This is a genomic window from Legionella sp. PATHC032 (genome assembly GCF_026191185.1).
Lineage (GTDB): Bacteria > Pseudomonadota > Gammaproteobacteria > Legionellales > Legionellaceae > Legionella.
Genome location: NZ_JAPHOV010000001.1, coordinates 232,064 through 252,847, shown reverse-complemented (window position 1 = coordinate 252,847; position 20,784 = coordinate 232,064). Strand labels below are relative to the sequence as shown.

Sequence of the window (20,784 nt, the reverse complement as noted above, 5' to 3'; positions counted from 1 at the left end):
CCAAGTTTTCCCTTAAGCCAAAGACAAACTTGTCTATAGCAAAATCGTCCTAAATCTTACTTTGCGAGATAAGCAATCATACTGGGGCCAGCAGTGTATTGCCCTCTGAAGAATTAGGGTTGAGGGCAGTTGGAAATCCAATCCATAGTGTTATCTACCGCGACATTGTAAATATCCGGATTATTAAGAATAAGGGAATCTTGTAACGCGGAAGTGAGTTGACAATGTTTTGCGCCGTGTTTGACTAAAAATAAAAGAGGGGACTTCCTTTGCTGATCTTTTTTTAAGATTTTGGCTAGGGCTGTCTCGCCAAAATCATCAACAGTATCTACAGAGCCGACATGTTGCTGGCAAAATTTAATTAGCAAATCACTCATCAAGGGATATTCCTCAGATTTGTTCGCAATAGTCTTGATTGCCTTGGGAAAGAGGTTCTTTTGCCATGGTGAGTACAAGGCTGACATTAATTTTTGCGCAACACGATCTGCTCCTGAATCCAATTCAGCAATTAGCATGCTGATTTGCTCATCATAACTACCACTAGCTTGAGATAAAAAATCTAAAAAGAGCTGTTCGTAATCTTTTTCGGCATAAAATTCGGCTGTCATGGGAGTATCTGCTTTATCACTCGCCAGAAAGCGCTTAATAGGTTTATCTAGGTTTAAGAAAATTCGATTTTTGATAATTGCTGCATTTTTCATATCACAAATTACTCTACCTGGATATATAATTTTCATTATAATGAAATTTAAGGGATATTTAAACTATTTCCCTTTTTCCTTTACAACTTTAAAAACTGGCTAGTTCTGTTACAATCTTCACTCACTTGGTGTTCTCTTTTTAGAATTCGATGCACATTAAAGCACTCTATTCGAAAATCATCTGAAAAAATTTCAGCCTTTGTACTGATTATTAATGGAGGATCCAATTTCATTTTCTCATTGATATGAGATATGATTTGCGGGTTATCTTTTAAAACATCAAGGAAAAAACGGATATAAGAACGAGTTTCAAATTTATGCATCGCTGTTGGCCGAGCAATATTTTCCCCTGAAAAATATTTTTGCAATAATCGCATAATACCGCTAATTGAAGATTGACTCGCGCAAACCGCCTTCAATTGATTAAGAGCATCGATATCCGCCGTAGACGTACCTAAAAACCTGCTGTCCAGATGCTTATTAAGATTATGAAAATTAATGCAGTCCTCAATTGATTTAAGCACAATACCGCATAATATTTTTACTTCAGGAGCGGGGTTAGGACAATTTGCAAGCTGTTCAGCCTCGCAGAAATCCCTCATACATAAGGGCATATAGCACGATTTAAAATAATTTAGATAGTATGCCCATACTTGATCTCTTAACTGAATAAAATCAGAATCAAATTGTGCAATTTGCTTAAAGTATTCATGATAAAGAGGAGGATGAGTTAAATATTCAAGTCCCTCGTAGCTTGGATAATTAGGCAGGAGATTAATGCATTTCACCAGAGGAATAAGAATTTCGTTGACACTGTGAAAACCGGCACCGACGATATATGCTATAATTCCAAGGCTGTAAGCTTGTATTAATTCGATATTTTGAGGATTTAAAAGCAGCAGCATCATGTTCATATAGATAGAAGTCATGCCAGAAGGGCCAGTGACATAAGGACAATCATTTGTAAGTGCAGTCTTGTAATATATCGAATTCTGATTGGCTTCTTGTGCTTGAGCATCCGCACACCAAATTTGTTCAGGAATAACGGTTAACCCCACGCTATGCGCTGAATGATCCAGCTTCATCAATCCTAACTGGTTGGTTTTTAAGTAGGTTTTACGAGGCCCTTGACGCCCTCTGTTTTCTCCTTGGGTATAAAGTTCATCCTGGTAAAATAATTTTTTAGTGATGAAAGTTCTAAATTCTTCTGCCTCATTTTTAGCTGCCATAAGCTGATAGGAAAAGCCTTCCTCTTCTTCTTTCAAATCGGGGTGAGCCTGTAAATATTTATCCAGAACTTGGGCAAAAAGGCCAGTTGGCTTAAATGGTGGCAAATTTCGTAATGGAAATGGTCCGATTACACTGCGAGCAAACATAAAGGATATGAATTGAATTTGAATAAAATTCTTCGGATTATTTTCCTTTAAAATAGCAATAACCTCTTCCAGAGATGGCCTTTTTTTAAAAGCCCCAAACTCTATATCAGAACCCTCTAACTCTTGCAGAAAAAAATTCAGCGCAGCTCGTTCGGAAGATTTCGAGTCTAATTTGCTATACTCTTCGATTAAATTGATTATAGCTTGAGATACCAGATCAATTGCTTGCATCATGCCTTTTGTTGGCGATTCTATCAAGCGGCAAGCCAGATCTGATTCAAATCTCCGGGGCAGAATATTGTTTGCATTAGATTGACTGTCTTTGATAGGCACCAAGCATAACGCATTTAGCTCATTGGCATGCTCCTGCTCAAGCAAGTGACTCAAGGCATGTAACGTTTTGTAAACGACCAAAGTATCTTGCTCATGATTTTCATAAGCCATTTTTATTGAATCAATGGCTTTAGCTATCGCTTGTCTTTTGTCGCCCATGTAATTAGTCTGCCATTGATTTAATAAAAAAATAAAATAAGTGTAAGCTTCTGGTTTTGAATTAAAACATCGGTAGTCACCCGTGTTTTTTAATGATGTCGGATCAGCCATGGCAACAAGGTTATCGCTGCCTTGGCGTTTTGTATTTTTTAGAGAAAGGTTAATTTTTTCTTTACTTAACATAGAGCGCCTTCCTTGAGGTTAATATGGCAAAATGATGACGTTGCGGTTTTCTTTCCTGGGTTCATGATTTGCAACCATCCGCTCTTCATTTGCTGCGATGGACGTCTTCTTAATCTCCAAGAAGAGCTCTTTTCGCTTAGAGCTTCGCAGTTCGCACTGATGCACACCAATCGTATTTTCTATCCTTAAGGTCAAATTGAATTGTGAAAGCAGTGTTGGGCTTTCCTTCAATACATCAAAGAAATAAGCAATAAATTTAAGTTGCATTTCTCTATTTATTATTATTCCTTCTTCTGTCTCAAAAGTTCCTTTAAAATACGCCTGAATCTGCCTAAAAATTGCAGTTAAACTTACCTGTTGCTGGCAAACCTTGCTTAAAATATCAAGAGCCTTCGTTTGCTCACTTGGTATTGAAAGGAACAAACCCATATCGCCAGTACGCTTAACTTTATGCTCTCCTATGCAATTTTTTACTGCCGTAGATACAATATCAATCATTTCTTTTACTTCCAGGCTTACCTCTTCCATTGAGACAAATTGATGAGGTAGACAATCATTTCGCATACAAACAGGCATATAGGTCATACGAAAATAAGCAAGGTGCTCTTGCCAAATTTTTTCATGAAGCCCAGCAAACTCTTTATCAAATTCCTCTATTGCCTTAAAGTAGTGGTTATATAAAGGCGGAGCAGTAAGATACTCTATTCCATTGTGTTGCGGATAATCAGGCATAATACCGACGCACTTGACCATTGGAATAAGTATTTCCTTAATGCTATGGTAGCCAGCACCAACTACATAAGCCATTACCCCAAGGCTGTAAGAGAGAATCACCTCTTGATCCTTAGGGTTAAGCAGAAGAAACATCATATTCATAAATAATGAAGTCATACCGGAAGGCCCCGTAATATAAGGGCAGTCCGTTTTCAGGGCTGAGAGATAATGAATTGAATCGTAGTTTGGAAGCTGGGTCTTACAATCAGCATACCAGGATTGACCATTTAACGTCAGTAGTCCTTTGGTGTGGGCTGAATGTTCGAACTTCATTAAACCAACTTGATTAGTTTGTAATCTTTGGTTAGGCTTGCCTTCGCGGCCACGATTATCCCCGGTACTAAAAATTTCATCTCCATAAAAAAGCTCATCACAAATGAATGCTCTAAAGCGGTATCCCTCCCCTTTTTTTACTTTCGATGCGTTGTTATCTCTAAGAGCTGCCATGTGATGATAGAGATCGAAAAGTGATGTTTCTTCAGGCATGTATTTTGCTTGATATTTTCGCAATATCTCCAAAAAAGATCTGGTTAGATCGTTTTTTGGCAGGTCATGCAAAGCAAGATCGCGTAAAGCAACTTGGGCAAATTTAAAAGAAATATGCTGAATTTGTACGAAATCTTCCGGTCTGTTTGCCTTAAGAATGTTTATAACATCGGAAATCTGAATTTTCTCTTTAGGAGCACCAAAAAGAATATCGGATTGAACCATTTGTTCGAGAAAATCTTGCAAAACCTCATACTCAAAAGATTCGGTAGGGGAGTGTTCATATTGTTCCAAAATTTTTACAATGGCGTCTGAAACTTGTTTAATTGCGGACATCATTTTAGCCGTTGGGGTCTTAATAAGGTGACTCACGAAATCTGATTCAAAGCGACGTGGCAAAATATCATCATACCCTGCATCGGGTTGCTTGATCTCAGCAAAAGACTTGATCAGAACAGACAGTAAGGCTTTATGAGAATTAAGCACCCAGTCCGCTTTAGATAACTGCTCAAGCAATCTTGTAATCTTGACTACATCCTGTTCATGGTTTTCATAAGCTACTTTTATTTCTGCAATGATTTCATCTAACTCCTTGTGCATTTCTGGTATTTCATAACAGCTTTTCCATTGAGTAAGCAGCATAATCATGTAGGTATATGCTTCTGGTCTCGATTTGAAATTCTCTGGGACTCTCTGTAATTGCAGGATGCGGGAAAAATAAAGTGCTCGTAGTGGTATTTCATTTGACATGAGCCCAGTAATGCATGCTTCAATTTCAGAGTATAAAAGCACAAGATGCTTGTTTTTAATTCCTATATCCACTTTAGCAAATTTAACCTGCCTAAATGGATTAAAAAGTTCATTGAGGGAATAGGCCAAAGCAAAAAGATCGCTAGCCTGAGAGAACGCAATGAAATCCTCATTTGCTTCAAGTTCTGGGGCTAAATAGCATGCGGTTCCCCATGATGACGGTTTAGGCTCTTCATCAGAAGAACTACTGCCGAAATCAACTAAATGACACTGCATATCCACATCCAGCATAATATTTCCGGGCTTAAGATCGCGGTGAATTAAGCCTAACTCATGGAATTGTTTCACTTGATGACATACAGAAGTCATGATACCGAGCACTTCCCAAAAATGTTTTAGATTAATACCAAGAGGAAGTGAGTTTTTATATCGAGATAAATCAATTCCTTTTATAAAAGTAGTCAGAATATAATGGACTTGGGTTTGTTCATTAAAAAAAGTACCTTCCAAGCGACCCAGTTTTTTTAAGGTGTCTTTCTCATTAGTAAATTCTGTCAAGCTTCCAGCATCGATCTTCACGGATTTTAGGAAATAAGTTTTTCCATCATCCAAAGCATAAACTTTATATTGCTCGCAATAAGATTTACCACCTCCTGAAATCTTGTTTTCAGTGGGAACGATGATTGGCTTAAGAGATGCCTCGGTGGTAATAAATAGAATTTGACAATCTATTCCAAACTCATGAATCATTATTTCACGTGATATAGGCTTGCCATCGGCAGATTTTATTAGTTTTCTAATGCCTTTGTTGCCTAAAACCTTTATCAACAAATCTAATGCTTTCTCGTCCATGCTTTGCAATGATTTTAATTCATGAAACCGAAGCAATTTCATAAGGAACCTCATATATTTACAAACTTGAATAAAAATGACTTGATATTATAAAAAATCATCATTAAGAGAAAATTAAGTAAATATTGAGAGCAACGCACAAAGCGAAATAATAGTCCCAAAACATGCTCTCGGACGCCAAATAGCTGCTCTCAAGATGGAGCTAATTAAGAGAATGGTTGCATAAATATCAAACACCATATTCAAATATCGTAATGACCGATACCCTTTTATAGTAAGAAGCATTTACCTCGATTAGCCATAAAATTAACTTTTGGTTAAATGATAGGTTTTAGAAATGAAGCTCTATTAATGAAGCTCTATTACCTGAATCCAATTGAATGTAAAATACAAAACCAGAAGGATAAAAATCATAATTAAGGGAATAAAATGAATGGATGGACGCTTAAGGTTTTTGCGATTGCCTTTTTTATCTTTATTGTGACAGATATGATATGGCTTGGATTCATCGCCAGAAATCTCTATTTTGACCAATACCAGCAGTGGCTGCGTCTTTCAGAAGGGCAATTAAAGCCAATCTGGTGGTCCGCTCTATTAGTCTATCTGCTTTTTGCCTTGAGTGTTGTTGTCTTTGTTATACCACTGGCTAAAACATCCTTACCTTATGCTGCATTATATGGTGCGCTTCTTGGCGCTATTATTTATGGAATTTATGATTTTACCTGCCTTGCTATTTTTAAGGATTTTCCCATCGGTATGGCATTCATTGATTGGCTATGGGGTATAGTACTGTGTTCCTGGAGTTCGATAGCGACTATCTATGTGGCAGGTTATATCAAATAACACATCAGAGAGTGGAGGAATCCAAGTCGGCCAATAGTTGTTGTGCTTTATGGATAATCTCTTTTTGTTTATCAGGATCCATTTTTTGCCAATTCATATAGGCATAGTGAAGACGGGGATTCCCTCTCAGCTTTTCCTCATTTTTCTGAAGAAAATTCCAATAGAGCGCATTGAATGGACAAGCTTTTTCACCCAAAAGATCATTGGGATTATAATAGCAGGATTGGCAAAAGTTACTCATACGTTGGATGTATTTACCACTGGCAGCATACGGTTTACTGGCCATCAGCCCCCCATCTGCATAAAGAGCCATACCCAAGGTGTTGGGCAACTCCACCCATTCGTAGGCATCGGCATATACAGCAAGATACCACTCACAGACTTGTTTGGGATCCAAACCTGCCAGCAAAGCAAAATTGCCTGTTATCATTAATCGCTGAATATGGTGAGAATAGGCTTCAATCGAGGTATGGCGTACCACTTCCTTGATACAAAACATTCCCGTTTCTTTTCCCCAAAAAAAGGAAGGCAAAGGCCTGGTGGCATTGAAATAGTTCATCTCACTGTAATCCGGCATATAAAGCCAATAGATGCCCCTGACGTATTCTCGCCACCCTAAAATTTGGCGTACGAATCCTTCTACGGAATTAAGAGGGATATACTTTGAGTGATAGGCTTGCTCTGCCATGTGACACAACTCCAAGGGGAGTAAGAGACCGGCATTGAGATAAAACGACAGTTTTGAATGGTATAAGCTGATTTCGTTTTTAAGCATGGCATCCTGATATTCACCAAAATTATAAAGACAATGCTCCATAAAATAATTGGCTTCACCTAATGCTTGCTCACGAGTCACCGCTAAATTAAAAGGATAGCACTGACCAAAATGCTTGGCAAAATGCCTTGAAACCAAACCCAAAACCTCATCAGTAATCCCATCCGTTGCATGCTCTAAACGCCTGGGGAATGAACGAATGCGATTGGCATTTTTGCGATTTTGCGTATCATAATTCCATGAGCCACCAATCGGTTTCCCATTACTATCGACCAGAAGGCGATATTTTTGGCGCATCATCCGGTAAAAAAATTCCATACGTAATTGTTTTTTTCCCTTAGCCCAATTTCTGAATTCATTGATTTTGCATAAAAACCGATTGTCTTCATGTATGGTGAGAGGGATAACCAATTGGTTTTTTAAATCATGGAACATTTTCAGAACACGCCACTCTCCAGGTTCAGTAAGACAAATTGCTGATGCCTGTTCCTCTTCAATGGCACGAAGCAACTCCTTGGCAAAACTGCCTTGATTATGGGGATCATCGAATGCTGTATAGCGGACTCGATAACCTTTGTTTTTCAGTTGTTGCGCAAAATGGCGCATTGCTGAAAATAAGAAAGCGATTTTTTTCGGATGATGCGAGACATAGCCCGTTTCTTCCGCCACCTCACATAAAAACACAATATCCTCCTGTTTATTGATTGCTGCAAGTGAGGCGATTGTTTCATTGAGTTGATCACCTAATATAAAACAGAGCTTAGTCATAAGAATTAGATACTATGGTTTAATTACATTTTCATCTTGGGCCGAACTCGGCTCAATCCCCCATCAACAGCAAGCACTTGCCCAGTGATCCAGCTATTATCCGGATTAAGTAAAAACAAAATTGCGTGGGCAATATCTTCTGGGGCACCAATACGCCCTAAAGCGTGCATTGCCTTTGATGCATTCAAAACGAATTGATTGCTTAATAATGATGAAGTAAGAGGGCTCTCGACCATTCCAGGAGCCACGACATTCACTCGTAAATTATTTGTGGCATAAGTGGCTGCAGCAGACCGAGCCAAACCAATGATCCCCGCTTTGGCTGCCGCAATGGCTTCATGATTGGCTAGACCAACCAAAGCTGATGATGATGATATCAATACAACAGAACCTCCCTGATTCATCACCAAGCCAGCTGCACGAACGGTAGCAAATGAAGTAGTGAGTGAGGCATTGATCACAGCTTGAAATTCATCAAGACTGGTACTGTGGGCATTCTTAAGCAGGAGTGAGCCTGCACAGTTCACTACGCCATCAAGAGAGTCTACTTGGTGAAAAACATCTAAAACAGCATCAAAATCAGTGGCGTCCAATTGAAAATCAGGGCTTATTTTATGATTGCTTCGTGCTGTGGTAAAAACGGTATCACCTTGATTTTTTAAAAGAGTTGTCACTGATTGTCCAATAGCGCTGTTTGCAGCAATTACCAGGTAGCGAGCCATATAATTCTTCTTGCATTAGGGTAAAAATACCTACTATGATGGATTAGCTCGGAAACTTCAATATTCATTATACGGACATATGATGCCTTGGGATAAATTAACTGGTACAACCATTCATACCGCAATAATAACAGGCTGTCATAAGCTCATTCGCCATAAACAAGCACTTAATAAAATCAATGTCTTTCCGGTAGCCGATGGAGACACAGGGGATAATTTATCTTCCACATGCATGGCAATCATCTATTTTTCATCAGTAAAAGCTGACTTAAGAGGCACTCTAGAGTCTATTGCTGACGCGAGCATTATCGGTGCACGCGGAAACTCCGGAATTATTTTTTCTCAGTTTTTTAACTTATTAGCCAAGCATTTACCACCCAAAGAAGAACTGCATTTTAATGATTTTTCCAAAATCATGGTTCAAGTTGGTCAAGAGATTGTAAGGGTCGTAACCAATCCAGTACCGGGAACCATGATAACCCTCATTCAAAAATGGGCCTCTCTTTGTGAGATAAACCAATCCAGTTCCTTGTTTGCTCAAACTATGGTGGATTTGTTGCCTTTACTTTCCCGTGAAGTTGAACAAACCAAACAGTTATTAAATATTTTGCAAAAAGCCAATGTTGTTGATGCTGGCGCACTAGGATTTTATTATTTCATTGAAGGATTTACACAATTTCTACAGCAATCACGTACTGCAGATACAGTGAATATCGACTTGCCTTTATCAACCATAGAGCGCCTTCCTCTGTCATGTGCTACAACAGAATATCGCTACTGCACTGAAGCGGTTCTCAAATCTCTATCAATTGATAAAAATAAATTATTAAATTTTTTAAAAGAACAAGGAGATTGTGCTTCAGTTACGGGGAATGAACGCATCACCAGATTTCATGTTCATACCAACACTCCTCGCGAAGTCTTCACCGGTTTATACCAGGATTACACTATTCAATATCCTAAAGTAGATGACATACTACGACAGTATGAACTACAGTTTGGGAAAAAATATAAGATAGCATTGGTCACAGACTCAAGTGCCGATTTGCCCCAGAGTTTGATTGATGAATATCAGATTTATCAAATTCCTTTAAACATTCATGTTGATGAACATCATCTATTGGATAAATATTGTTTTGAAGCCAATTATTTTTATAAGCAATTGAACTCGTTTAAAACTCACCCGAAAACCTCTTGTCTGAATCCGATGCTTTTAGAGGAAAAGCTGGCAAAAATCGCATCACACTATGATCATGTTCTTGTACTATCGATATCCAGCCAAATGAGTGGCATTTACAATTCATTCCTGACCGCAACCAAAGAATATACAAATATCATCGTATTGGATACCAAAACAAATTCTGGGGCGCATGGATTACTTTTGCTTTATGCAGGACGGCTAATCGCCTCAGGAAAGGACATTGAAACCATAATCAACTTGCTCAGAAAAGCCATAAAAAACACCTATATCTTTGTCATGGTCAATCAATTCGAATCGATGATTCGCTCTGGTCGGGTTAATAAAATATCCGGGCGCATTGCTCAATGGATTAATATAAAACCTGTCGTCTCCATTGATGCAAAAGGCCAAGGTATTGTAGTTGGCAAATGTTTTTCAGCCTCAAGAGCATACAATAAATTAATTACCTTCCTGCAGCAAAAGAGAAACGAGTCTCAACTCATTTTAGAGGATTACTGCATTGTCCATGCGGATGAGAAAAACCAGGCTTTGCATCTCGCTGACATGGCAACCCGAGAATTCAATAAACCACCCGAGTACATTGAATCTGTATCACTTGCCATTGGTTTACATGCCGGTCAAGGATGTATTGCTCTTGCAGGTCGTCTGAGTGATAGCAATGACCATTAATCCTTTGCACCTGGTTCATTATCTCTCGTACTATCTGTGCTGGGTGTTTTGTGTCTACTTTGCCTCTTATGGCTACCCTTTATCGGGATTAATCATTACTGTATTAATCATGACTGTGCAGATCATTGTACAGATACTTAATCAACTGTCCTGGCGCGATGCACTGTATTTTTCGATTGGATTAGCCATATTAGGTGCAATCACTGATGCCATCTGGCTTTATAGCGGTATGATCTATTTTAAAGCGAATTTCTTTGGCTCTTATTTTCCTCCGCTTTGGATGATTGCTCTGTGGCTAAGTTTTGGATTTAATCTCGTTCTTTTATATAGTTCCTGGTTAACCCACTATTTTCTATGGGGGCTAGTCATGTTTCCATCCATTATCTTTGCGTATTGGCTAGGCGTTCAATTTGAAGCAGCAATTCTGATCGGCAGTGAAATGGTGTTTTACCTTACTCTGGGGTTAACCTGGTCATTATTCTTGCCTTTGAGTTTATACCTATTTAATTACCAGTATAGGAGATCAATAAGATGATAATTTTACTTGTGATCGCCATCATCTTTTTACACATGTGCCTGATTTGGCTATGGTACCGTTACACCAACAACCCTTCAGTCGTTGATGTAGGCTGGGCTTCAGGCTTAACACTGGCTGGCCTTGTCTATTTAAATAACCAAGAGCTTTCATTACGCTCTGTAGTTCTTTGCCTGGCACTGCTTACGTGGGGAATTAGACTTGGGGGATATTTATGGTGGACACGAATACGCCTTCAAAAAGTTGATAAACGTTATCTTGCGCTGAGTAATGATTGGAAACTTGCTAAACCTTTGGGATTTTTTTTAAATTTTCAGTTACAAGGCGTATTGATTTGCCTTATTTCCATCCCCTGGTATTTTTCTTCTTCTGGAGCTCAAACAACTCTCAGTCTACTGGATCTTCTTGCATTGATTATATTTTTGACGGCTATAATTTTAGAAACTGCTGCTGATTCTCAATTACAACATTTTAAAAAAAATAATCCAGGAAAAGTCTGTAATCAAAAACTATGGCGTTATTGCAGGCATCCAAATTATTTTTATGAATGGCTGGTTTGGTGCTCTTTTACCTTATTTGCTCTTTCCGCTCCTTATGGATGGATAGCCATCATTTCCCCATTGGTTCTCTATTTAATCATGACAAGAATTACAGCGCCCATGACTGAACAAGGTTCGATTGAGTCCAGAGGTAACCTTTATATTGAATATCAAAAAATGACTCCCATGTTTTTTCCCAAATGGCTTAAAATCAATCAATATCCGAAAATGAACTAGTGATAATTTTCCGCTGATTTGCCCCGAAAAAGATGATAGGCGTAAAGGGTATAGGCAAGAAGTATTGGAAGCATAATAGCTACACCTATCAAGATAAATACAAGTGTCGAATCTGGTGCTGCAGCTTGCCATAGAGTCACTTGATGGGGAATTAAATAGGGGTATACACTGATTGCAATTCCTATATACGAACATAAGAATATGACGATACTATAAATAAAAGGTTTGTATTCACTCCCGGAATTTAAGTTTTGCCATACCAGGTAAATAGCAATCAAGGCTATTAAGGGCAAGGGACTAAGCAATAACACATTCGGAAAACTATACCAACGATGAAAAACTTCCTCACTATGCAAAGGTGTCCAAATACTAACAAAAAGCAGGAAAAAGCTGACCAATACTAATAATCCTCTGGCATAATGAACCATTTTACGTTGCAGTCTTCCAGTACTTTTGATAATCATCCAGGTAGCCCCCAAAAGTGCATAGCCACATACCAAAGCAATACCAGTGCAAAGGCTAAAGGGGGTAAGCCAATCCGGATCATTGATGGTCATAGAGGATTCATTGATAGAAAACCCCTGCACAAAAGCGCCAAGAATAACCCCTTGAAAAAAAGTGGCCGCAACTGAACTAATTGAAAATGACCAATTCCATAAAGTTTTTGATTTTTTAGCCTTAAAGCGAAATTCAAAACTCACGCCACGAAATATCAAAGCAATCAGCATAAGCATGATGGGCATGTACAGGATAGGCAAAAGCAAGCCGTAAACCTGCGGAAATGCACCATAAAGCATGGCTCCTCCAAAAACCAGCCAGGTTTCATTGCCATCCCAAACTGGTGCAATAGAATTCATCATTTTATCGCGTTCGTTCTCATTTGACGTGAAAGGAAATAAAATACCAATTCCCAAATCAAAACCATCTAAAATGACATACATCAAAATGATAAACCCAAGAAGTGTGGCGAAAATAAACGGTAACATTATTTTTCCTCCTTGGGGAAATCGGTCATGTATTGGAAAGCATGATGTTCGACTTCGTCTTCTTCCAGTGACCCAGGTCCATGGGATATTAGTTTGAATAGATAATAAAGATAAAAACCAAAAACAATACCATAGGCCACAACCAGCAAAATAAAAGAAATGAGAACTTCTTCAGCACCTATTGAGGAAACAGCATCTCTTGTCTTCAAAAGGCCATTGACCACCCAGGGTTGCCGCCCAAGTTCGGCAGTCAGCCATCCAGCGATACTGGCAATAAAACCGAGGGGCGCCATGATAATACACCATCGATGAAACCAGGTACTGTCAAAAAGAGTGCCTTTTAAACGCAAGCAAACGCCAGTGATTGCGGTACACAACATGATGAGTCCTATACCCACCATAATGCGAAAAGAAAAAAATATAGGCGCCATACGCGGCTGCTCTTCATTTCCAACGCTGCTTAAACCTATCATTTCGCCATTCCACTCATGTGTATTGATCAAGCTTGCCAGTTTTGGTATTCCAATTTCATAGAAATTTTTTTGTTGATCTTGTGATGGGATAGCGAATAAAAGAAGTGGAGCCCCTTTTTGAGTCTGCCATATGCCTTCCATAGCAGCTGTTTTTAATGGTTGGTAATGATGCACATTAATTCCTACAACATCACCCACTCCTATTTGCAAAGGCACCAAAATCAAAGAGGCCCATAAACTAAAGGATAAACTTTTTTTAGCAATTACAGGAAATTTATTCCTTAATAAATAAAATCCGGATACCGCCATGATGACAAAACAAGTGGTCACATAAGAAGCTAGCAGCATATGAATAAATCTGGGAATGAAGGTAGGATTAAAAACAACGGACCACCAGCTATCGACAACATACTTCCCATCAATGAGTTCATAGCCACTGGGAGCCTGCATCCATGAATTAGCCGACATGATCCAAAAAGCGGATATGGTCGTTCCTATGGTAACCAAAAGAGTAGCGATAAAATGAAGTGCCGGAGGAACTCTTTTCCAACCAAAGAGCATTACTCCTAAAAAACCAGCTTCCAGGAAAAAAGCAGTCAACGTTTCATAAGCAAACAAGGCTCCCAGGACGTTTCCAAATTGAGTGATGAATGGTCCAAAATTGGTACCAATTTGATAAGCCAAAACAATGCCAGAGACAACCCCCATGCCAAAGGTCAAAGCAAAAATCTTAGTCCAAAACTTGCATATTTCGAGATAAGCGGGATTTTTTGTTTTTAACCACATGGCTTCCATGATGACAAGGAAAACCGCCAGTCCAAGGTTTAAAGTGGGAAATAAGATATGAAAGCCAATGCTAAAACCAAATTGAATCCGTGATAGTAACTCTACAAGCATTGGTCACCTCAAGCTAGATGGGTTCAGTAGATTTATTTTAGCATATAAGCCTATACATATCTTGGTAAATAGGAATTCGCTTCAAATAAAAACAATACGGTTTCTACCCTTTTAAGCCGTATCAGCAGCCTGTAATTCATTATTGCCTTTCTTGCAATTAAAATAAGTACTGTTCAATCTAGGTAAAAGCTGTTCTGAGAAAAAGGGCTCTTCGGTATTCCAAAATAAAATGAAAGCCCCTAAGTACCCTTTCGAAAAAGAGTAGAAATCATCGAAGTGATAAAAAGCACCTGTTTTGGGATTAGTATAAGTATAATCCGGTTCTTGAATAGCGATGGCTGTTTCTATCTTTCCTTTGAGTTTGTGAAAGAAAGGATAACTGTTTTTCATTTGTGATTCTTTGTAGGGCACCACATCAGGTCCGCCTAAACCGATGTGATGATTTCTGGCAAACGCAAATAATCTACTCATATAGTGATGGTCATTATTCCATTCGTCCGGGAAAAAATTAACATACTGAATCACCCTGGTTTTTTGAAAGACCTTTTTTAAATAACCAATATTATCAAGGACTGCATAGAAATATTTGTCTGAACTAAAATCTTCAGGGAGATTGCCAGGGTCAAGATCTATTGAGGTTTCAGGAAGATTAATACCATAAATTTTTCCATCAAATCTTGATGCCAGTTTTTTTAATAATAACTGAAATCGTTTTCTTACAGCAGGATCCCAGGTACGAGCTACCCACCCTGCGGTAATGGGTTTTCCTTCTCCTGGGAAATCATACTGCTGTACCACACCGCCGTGATATGCTTTTTCCAGGCGAATGTAGTCAGGCACATGAAATACATCCGGACTAAATGAACGGTCTTGTATTTGGATAAACAGCTTTTTATCGATTCCACTTAAGAAGCTCAAATCTTTCTCGATTTTCGAAAAATCGTAAACCCCTTTTTGCGGCTCCAATTGCCTCCAGGAATAAATGATTTGTACCCCGCGGATGCATGGATTTTGCAGAGTCTTCTCAAAAGAGCTTGCCTTGTCTCCCCCCAAAAACAGAAACAATTGTGGTAACCGCGATTGTGCGAAACCAAGGCAATTAAAAAATAAAAAAAGAAATGAAAGAAATATTCTCATGATTGTCATTTTGGTTCCTGCTTATTTCATAGCACGATCAGTAACTAATTCCTTACCAATTTTCACTCTGTATAAAAATACTCTGCTTTAAAACAAAAGCCCATGATGTTACCTTGAAAAAATGGGCACCAACATGCTGCAAACATGGTAAAAGAGCTCAAAGTATGGAATCTAAAAATTGAATGAATATTCTAAGGATTGTAAAACATTTCCATGTAATCGAATAGGGTTAATTGGTCATTTTTTTTCAATCTGCAGTAAAAATTGTCACTTTTGAATTTTTAAAGCATGATAAAAATTTGCCATAAGTGAAGCGCATAACAATTGCTTGAACAAACGTTGGACTAATAAAGAAAGGGAACCTCAAGGGTTCCCTGATTTACGCATTAACCCAGTAAAATCCAAGCCTCTCGCCATGCCAAACCTACGCCAGGTTCATAATAGGCTGGCGCTTGTGAACACCAACCAGAATAAGGCCAGGGCTTACACTGATAATACTTGCGATCAAGACGACCCAGAACTATGGTTCCTGCTTTATAGGTGCTAATACCATCTGGGTAAATCGGATCAGAATTACCTGAAGGCTCTGCAAAATCAACGAGAACACGGTAGCTGCTGGTATCGTTGTCGCTAAGGTATATCTTATTGGCCTGATTGGCTACCAAAACGATCTGACCACTTTGCGGATCAAGTTGACCAATACGTACCAGTGAGGAGCTGCTATTGACTGCCGTGCCCAAAGCCAGAGGCCATTGTCCTGCTGTACGATTGCTCTCATTGACGGTGATACTAGTGCTTTCAACTTCTCCTTGATTCTTAAAAACTCGTAGAGTGATCTTAGTGTTGGCAGCAATATCGCCCGATCCGTAAAAATTCTGTAATTCAAACCAAGTTGGAGCCTGTGCTGTACCGTCTATAAATACATCACTACAGGAATAGAATGCCTCAGGACTGTCCTCACGTTGCCAAATAACGTAAAAAATTCGTTTGCCTGTCCTATTCGCTGGCAATGGGCAGTCCATCTGATAACGACCATTCGCTAAAGTGACGCTGGTGATTGTACAAAACGGGCTAGTCTCCAAATCGGACCATTTTAAGGGGGTATTGAAATCATATCCGTCCTTAGTGACATAAAATTTAAAATACTTGGTTTTATGAGGAGCAGTAGCAACATAAACAAACTGAAAGCGGCCATTAGAATCAGGACGCACTACCGTGGTTGTCCAATCGGTGCGAGCCAGATTGAAACCTTTAAAAAAATCTCTACCCCCAGCGCATAATTGCCCGTCTGCAATCAGTTCACGGTGTCGGTCATTAGCTGCTGCCTGGTTAACCTCGTGCCAATTGTACAGAGGTTGGGTTCCGCCTACCTGTACAGCGGCTTTACAAGCTGCTGATTTAGGGCTTTCCGGGCCTTCCTTATAACATTGATAGGTTCGGGAAATAGGAACTTCCATAGACCCATGCGCAAATAGTGAAATGCTGACTACTGCAAGACCAATGCCTCCCAATATTCTTTTCATTAATCCCCCTATTATGACATTTAAGAAAGGTTTATATACACCAGTCATGTTCAATAGATTTTTTAATCTAACACAAATTATATTTATTTAACAATGAATTAGATTATAATCCCCCATTAAAGTCTCCGCTTATAGCCTCAATAGATTTTTTGCATCACCTGATTATTTTGCTTTAAATCAAGACACAGATTTTTTGAAGGGTGGATTACATGAATTCAATGAGCACCAAAGAAACGTTTGCAACGCGGCAAAAAATGAAAGGGATAAGTCATTTAAGGTCTAGGGGGGAAACAGCTCTCCTAACGACAATATTAAAGCTGTTCCAAACTGATTACTCACTCTATAGTACCATCATCAATTTGATGAAAGGATTGAAATAAAGGCAACCTAACTTTTTTTGTTTCCCACGGTTGATGGCGAAGGATTATTTTCCTCCGGTAAATTGTTATTACCAGCAAATAGGCCTAGGTTAGATAGAGATGATTCATTTTTCACTTTATTCGTCTCTTCAATACCGATTTGTTCTTTCTCGATAAACCTAACAAACCGTTCACATTGAGTAAGCCTCTCTTTGCTTGAAGGGTTATTCATCATAAGGACAACTAATTTTGTGTTATTTTTAAGAAAATCGTATATGCCTAAGTTGAAAAAATGCTTTGGACTCTTTTCATCCTGTTCTGTAATAATTTGAGCAACAGCATCTAACAAGAATGGATCACTTGGTTCATCAAAATATCGTTGTTTTGATAAAATACTTAATGCCACTAGCAATCCCTCATCAGACAAAAGCTCGCGGCACTCTGTTATGAGAGTAACTACCAGGTCTTCTTTCTGCCCTATTTCGTTGTTTTTCACCATAACCAGTAAATGATACATCCATTTTTCTCTAAATTCTTCCTGCTGTTGAGCATCTCCAGTGCTGTTGTAAACAGCCATGATAACATCCTTAATCACTGGAACAGTAAGTTTATTCAAAACAAATGGCTTATGTAATAAATCAAGGTATCGTTCCTTAATTTCTTCAATTTGTTTTTTTTCCAGCAAGACCGACAACATTTTTCTCATAGCATAACCCGCATGAGCAAAACCAAGCTCAACCGCCTCCAGGAAAAGGGGCATAAAATCCCCTTTTTGTTTATCTACTAACAAGGCTTCAAAATAAGCCGCTTTAGCGCGATCAGCCTTACGAGCAAGAGCAATATATTGTTTTGCCTCATCTAGTTGATTATTTGCCAAGCAATAGTCCAAACAAAGCAATGCCGCATCAGGATTTTTATGGCCTGCTAATTTTAAGTAATGGTATTCACGCATTTGGTTTAACAATTCCACGGCTGCTCGCTGGATTTCTCCTGTGCTGCCATGAATGGCTTCATACAGAATGGAAACTAATTTTGCTTGTTTATTTTCTTCATGATCTTTCGTGCTTGTTTTACCCTCATTGTAAAAAAACAATCCTTTTTCTTTATCAACATGGGGTGGGGTAGCATAAAACTCAGCCAATGCCGCATAAACTCTGTAATTTTTTATAAATGGATTTTTATTGCCTTTAATTTGTTTCTCTGTCCAGATTGCTATTTCTTCATTCCCATCAAGGACTAAATCAACCAATAAGTCGATAGTTTTTTGAGCATAAAACTTAATTTCCTGAGGGATAGAGAACTTACTATTGTCTTTCTGCACCTCATTAAGGGCAAGCATAAAGCTCATCTTTAATTTTACAATTTCAAAAATAAATAAGGGATGCTCCTTATAAGATAAACCCTCCTCAAATTGATTAAATTTAGAATTATTAAATAAAAAATAGTACAAATCAATCATTTGTTGAGGATTACTGACTGCCCAAATCTCTAAATCAAAAGTTACAGGCATTTCTTTGGTTGCGTTATTATTGTTATCCAAACGATTTATTAACCGCAAATAATAGGCTTTTTTGATAGTGGAATCACCAGCTACCATGGCAAGTACTAAGCCTGTAAATAAATCAGTCGAGGGATTAGATTCTACTTCTTCTTTGCTAGTCTTATCGGTTGCTTCACTCTGTTTTTCAATGAGGTCTTGTTCGTATAAGTATTGTGCCATCAGAGTTAACATGGCTTGATAGGTTTTCATAAAGCGCTTGTCTTGTAATTGCGGCTTGATTGCCAATAAAGAGTTTACAGTCAATTCAATCCTTTTGGCGTGCTGGTTAAATTCAGCAAATTGTTGGTTAGCCAGGACTTTGTTTAATTGAGAGGTTAAGATTCTTTGTTGACGGTTTTGCTCTTCTAATTTTTTAAGTTGTCCTAGTTTGTCGTGTAGTGATTGTTCTAAATTTTTGAATATCTCTTCAATCTGCTCTTGATCGTCTTTGGCAGTGGTTTGTTTAAGAAGTAACGACTTTTGTTGCTGTAACTCACTAATCTGCTCTTCGACTGCTTTAATCTCTTTGACATAAGAGAGATTAAGTTCTTTAATTCTTATTTGCGGAATATCCGTCACTCGAGTAGTAAGCTCACCGAATTGCTGCATTTTCCCCAATGGGTTCTGTGAGTGCTCTTGAAGATAGTCGCTCAAAAGCTTCGACCATGTATCCAAATTCATGCTTAGATCCTCTATCCAAAAATTCCAATCGTCTTCTATGAATTGGATTGCAATTGCATTTTCTTCGGTATAAAGCATTTGCAGAGGGGTACTATTGCAAAACATTAAAATTTTATCGAGAGGGCATTCAAATAAATTTTCAAAAAATTTTTTAACTTCATCAGGATATGATTTTTCTGATAGAGTATCGACTCTTTCAAAACCATTTATACTGAATAGATTATCTTTCACATGGTCCCAATTGGTAGGGCCGTTATCATCATCAAGCCATATCCATAAATTATCAGCTCTTTCTCCTATTACAGTCCCTAATCCTTTGGGAGTTTTAATCCTTTGCAAAAAACCCACACCCCATTTTTTTGCAGTTTTATCTGTAAAGGCAATTTTTAAAGCTACACCACCTTTAGAAGAAATAGGCATATTGCTAATTAAATTTAGAATATTATAGGCGTTAAAAGTCATAAACCACCTCTTATAGTCAGTTTTTCTGGCATGCTGAACAGTTGTTTTAGAATGATTAAAATAGCAAACAATACACTAGTAGGTTAAATATAGCACAAAATGGATTGCCCAAATCTCTGCATCATTCTGAATTCTCTCAAAATATCTATTGGCCAAGAAAGCAAAAAAGAGTACTAGTGCTTAGAAGTAGATAGGTATTTACAGGACGGTAGGGCAGAGCTTAAATTTTGTAATCAATCATTCGCCGGAATAAAAATAATCTATCAAATAATCACGGCCGTTCCGTAACATAAAACTTCTGTGCCGGCCTGCCCAATTTCACCTGTATCGTAACGCATGGCAATTATGCCATTGGCATTGAGTGCCTGGGCATGTTCTATCATGAGTTGAAATGCTTCTTCTCTGGCATGCTCACACATTTGCGAGTACGCACCAATTTTTCCTCCGACGATCGATTTCAAGCCCCCCATCAATCCCTGGCTGATGGTGGGAGAGCGCACTACTATACCTCTCACAATACCCAAATATTGTTTAATCACTTTCCCTTCAAACGAATTTCCTGTAGTAATCATCATTGTCATAATCCGCTCACTAAATGCCCCTTATATCATTTCATATTAGTTTAAAATCTTGAAAATAGAAGCTTATTGAAAAAAATTCTTAAAACTACGAGGGCATTCTAAATAAGACCTCTTTGTTTATAAATACAATTCATTTGCCGGATTACAGATAACCATTGGCAAGAATAGTTTATCCTTTTTATTTTTACTTAGAAATTTTCCCTAGTACCAGATTAGGTTTTTCCATCTAGTGAACAGGATAA

At 38.3% G+C, this 20,784-nt stretch carries 15 protein-coding genes; 4 read left to right on the top strand and 11 right to left on the bottom strand.

Annotation, left to right across the window (positions count from 1 at the left end):
- Positions 1 to 113 precede the first annotated feature (113 nt).
- The 3 genes from ravG to legK4 are packed head-to-tail and all read right to left on the bottom strand — an operon-like array spanning position 114 to position 5,656.
- Positions 114 to 737 (bottom strand): Dot/Icm T4SS effector RavG, encoded by a 624-nt coding sequence (ravG, locus tag OQJ02_RS01095; protein ID WP_265717507.1) that lies wholly within the window; start codon positions 735 to 737, stop codon positions 114 to 116.
- Between the two features lie 44 nt (positions 738 to 781).
- Entirely contained in the window at positions 782 to 2,752 is a 1,971-nt protein-coding gene (locus OQJ02_RS01090) for a hypothetical protein (protein ID WP_265717506.1), read from the bottom strand.
- 18 nt (positions 2,753 to 2,770) lie between these two features.
- Positions 2,771 to 5,656, bottom strand: a complete 2,886-nt coding sequence (gene legK4 / locus OQJ02_RS01085) for a Dot/Icm T4SS effector kinase LegK4 (RefSeq protein ID WP_265717505.1) — start codon at positions 5,654 to 5,656, stop codon at positions 2,771 to 2,773.
- A gap of 387 nt (positions 5,657 to 6,043) precedes the next feature.
- Here legK4 and OQJ02_RS01080 point away from each other — a divergent pair, with 387 nt between their 5' ends.
- Positions 6,044 to 6,457: a DUF2177 family protein gene (locus OQJ02_RS01080; protein ID WP_265717504.1), complete on the top strand. Its 414-nt coding sequence runs from the start codon at positions 6,044 to 6,046 to the stop codon at positions 6,455 to 6,457.
- A 4-nt stretch (positions 6,458 to 6,461) separates the two neighbouring features.
- On the opposite strand, the gene OQJ02_RS01075 is transcribed toward OQJ02_RS01080, so the two are convergent.
- Positions 6,462 to 8,000, bottom strand: coding sequence for a cryptochrome/photolyase family protein (locus OQJ02_RS01075; protein ID WP_265717503.1), 1,539 nt, complete (start codon positions 7,998 to 8,000; stop codon positions 6,462 to 6,464).
- Between the two features lie 23 nt (positions 8,001 to 8,023).
- Positions 8,024 to 8,722 carry an SDR family NAD(P)-dependent oxidoreductase gene (locus OQJ02_RS01070; protein WP_265717502.1) on the bottom strand — a complete coding sequence of 233 codons (699 nt, stop codon included), beginning with the start codon at positions 8,720 to 8,722 and terminating at the stop codon, positions 8,024 to 8,026.
- 82 nt (positions 8,723 to 8,804) lie between these two features.
- Between OQJ02_RS01070 and OQJ02_RS01065 the strand changes: the two genes are divergently transcribed.
- From OQJ02_RS01065 to OQJ02_RS01055, 3 genes are read left to right on the top strand one after another with little or no spacing between them, the layout of a single operon-like run.
- Positions 8,805 to 10,592: a DegV family protein gene (locus OQJ02_RS01065; protein WP_265717501.1), complete on the top strand. Its 1,788-nt coding sequence runs from the start codon at positions 8,805 to 8,807 to the stop codon at positions 10,590 to 10,592.
- Positions 10,582 to 11,127: a DUF2878 domain-containing protein gene (locus OQJ02_RS01060; protein ID WP_265717500.1), complete on the top strand. Its 546-nt coding sequence runs from the start codon at positions 10,582 to 10,584 to the stop codon at positions 11,125 to 11,127. The genes OQJ02_RS01065 and OQJ02_RS01060 overlap by 11 nt, the downstream gene beginning before the upstream one ends.
- Positions 11,124 to 11,903: a DUF1295 domain-containing protein gene (locus OQJ02_RS01055; protein ID WP_265717499.1), complete on the top strand. Its 780-nt coding sequence runs from the start codon at positions 11,124 to 11,126 to the stop codon at positions 11,901 to 11,903. The genes OQJ02_RS01060 and OQJ02_RS01055 overlap by 4 nt, the downstream gene beginning before the upstream one ends.
- Here OQJ02_RS01055 and cydB read toward each other — a convergent pair.
- From cydB to OQJ02_RS01025, 6 genes are all read right to left on the bottom strand, one after another.
- Positions 11,900 to 12,889 carry a cytochrome d ubiquinol oxidase subunit II gene (gene cydB, locus OQJ02_RS01050; RefSeq protein WP_265717498.1) on the bottom strand — a complete coding sequence of 330 codons (990 nt, stop codon included), beginning with the start codon at positions 12,887 to 12,889 and terminating at the stop codon, positions 11,900 to 11,902. The two genes, OQJ02_RS01055 and cydB, sit on opposite strands and share 4 nt — an antisense overlap.
- Positions 12,889 to 14,259 (bottom strand): cytochrome ubiquinol oxidase subunit I, encoded by a 1,371-nt coding sequence (locus tag OQJ02_RS01045; protein WP_265717497.1) that lies wholly within the window; start codon positions 14,257 to 14,259, stop codon positions 12,889 to 12,891. Before OQJ02_RS01045 ends, cydB begins: the two co-directional genes overlap by 1 nt.
- Before the next feature lie 111 nt (positions 14,260 to 14,370).
- Complete coding sequence (locus tag OQJ02_RS01040; protein ID WP_265717496.1) at positions 14,371 to 15,405, bottom strand: hypothetical protein; 1,035 nt, start codon at positions 15,403 to 15,405, stop codon at positions 14,371 to 14,373.
- Between the two features lie 377 nt (positions 15,406 to 15,782).
- The gene (locus tag OQJ02_RS01035; protein ID WP_265717495.1) at positions 15,783 to 16,919 is read right to left on the bottom strand and encodes a lytic polysaccharide monooxygenase; all 1,137 of its coding nucleotides are present in this window, start codon (positions 16,917 to 16,919) and stop codon (positions 15,783 to 15,785) included.
- A 387-nt stretch (positions 16,920 to 17,306) separates the two neighbouring features.
- Positions 17,307 to 19,961, bottom strand: coding sequence for a hypothetical protein (locus tag OQJ02_RS01030; protein ID WP_265717494.1), 2,655 nt, complete (start codon positions 19,959 to 19,961; stop codon positions 17,307 to 17,309).
- Between the two features lie 263 nt (positions 19,962 to 20,224).
- Positions 20,225 to 20,542, bottom strand: a complete 318-nt coding sequence (locus OQJ02_RS01025) for a YbjQ family protein (protein WP_011945443.1) — start codon at positions 20,540 to 20,542, stop codon at positions 20,225 to 20,227.
- Between the last annotated feature and the right edge of the window lie 242 nt (positions 20,543 to 20,784).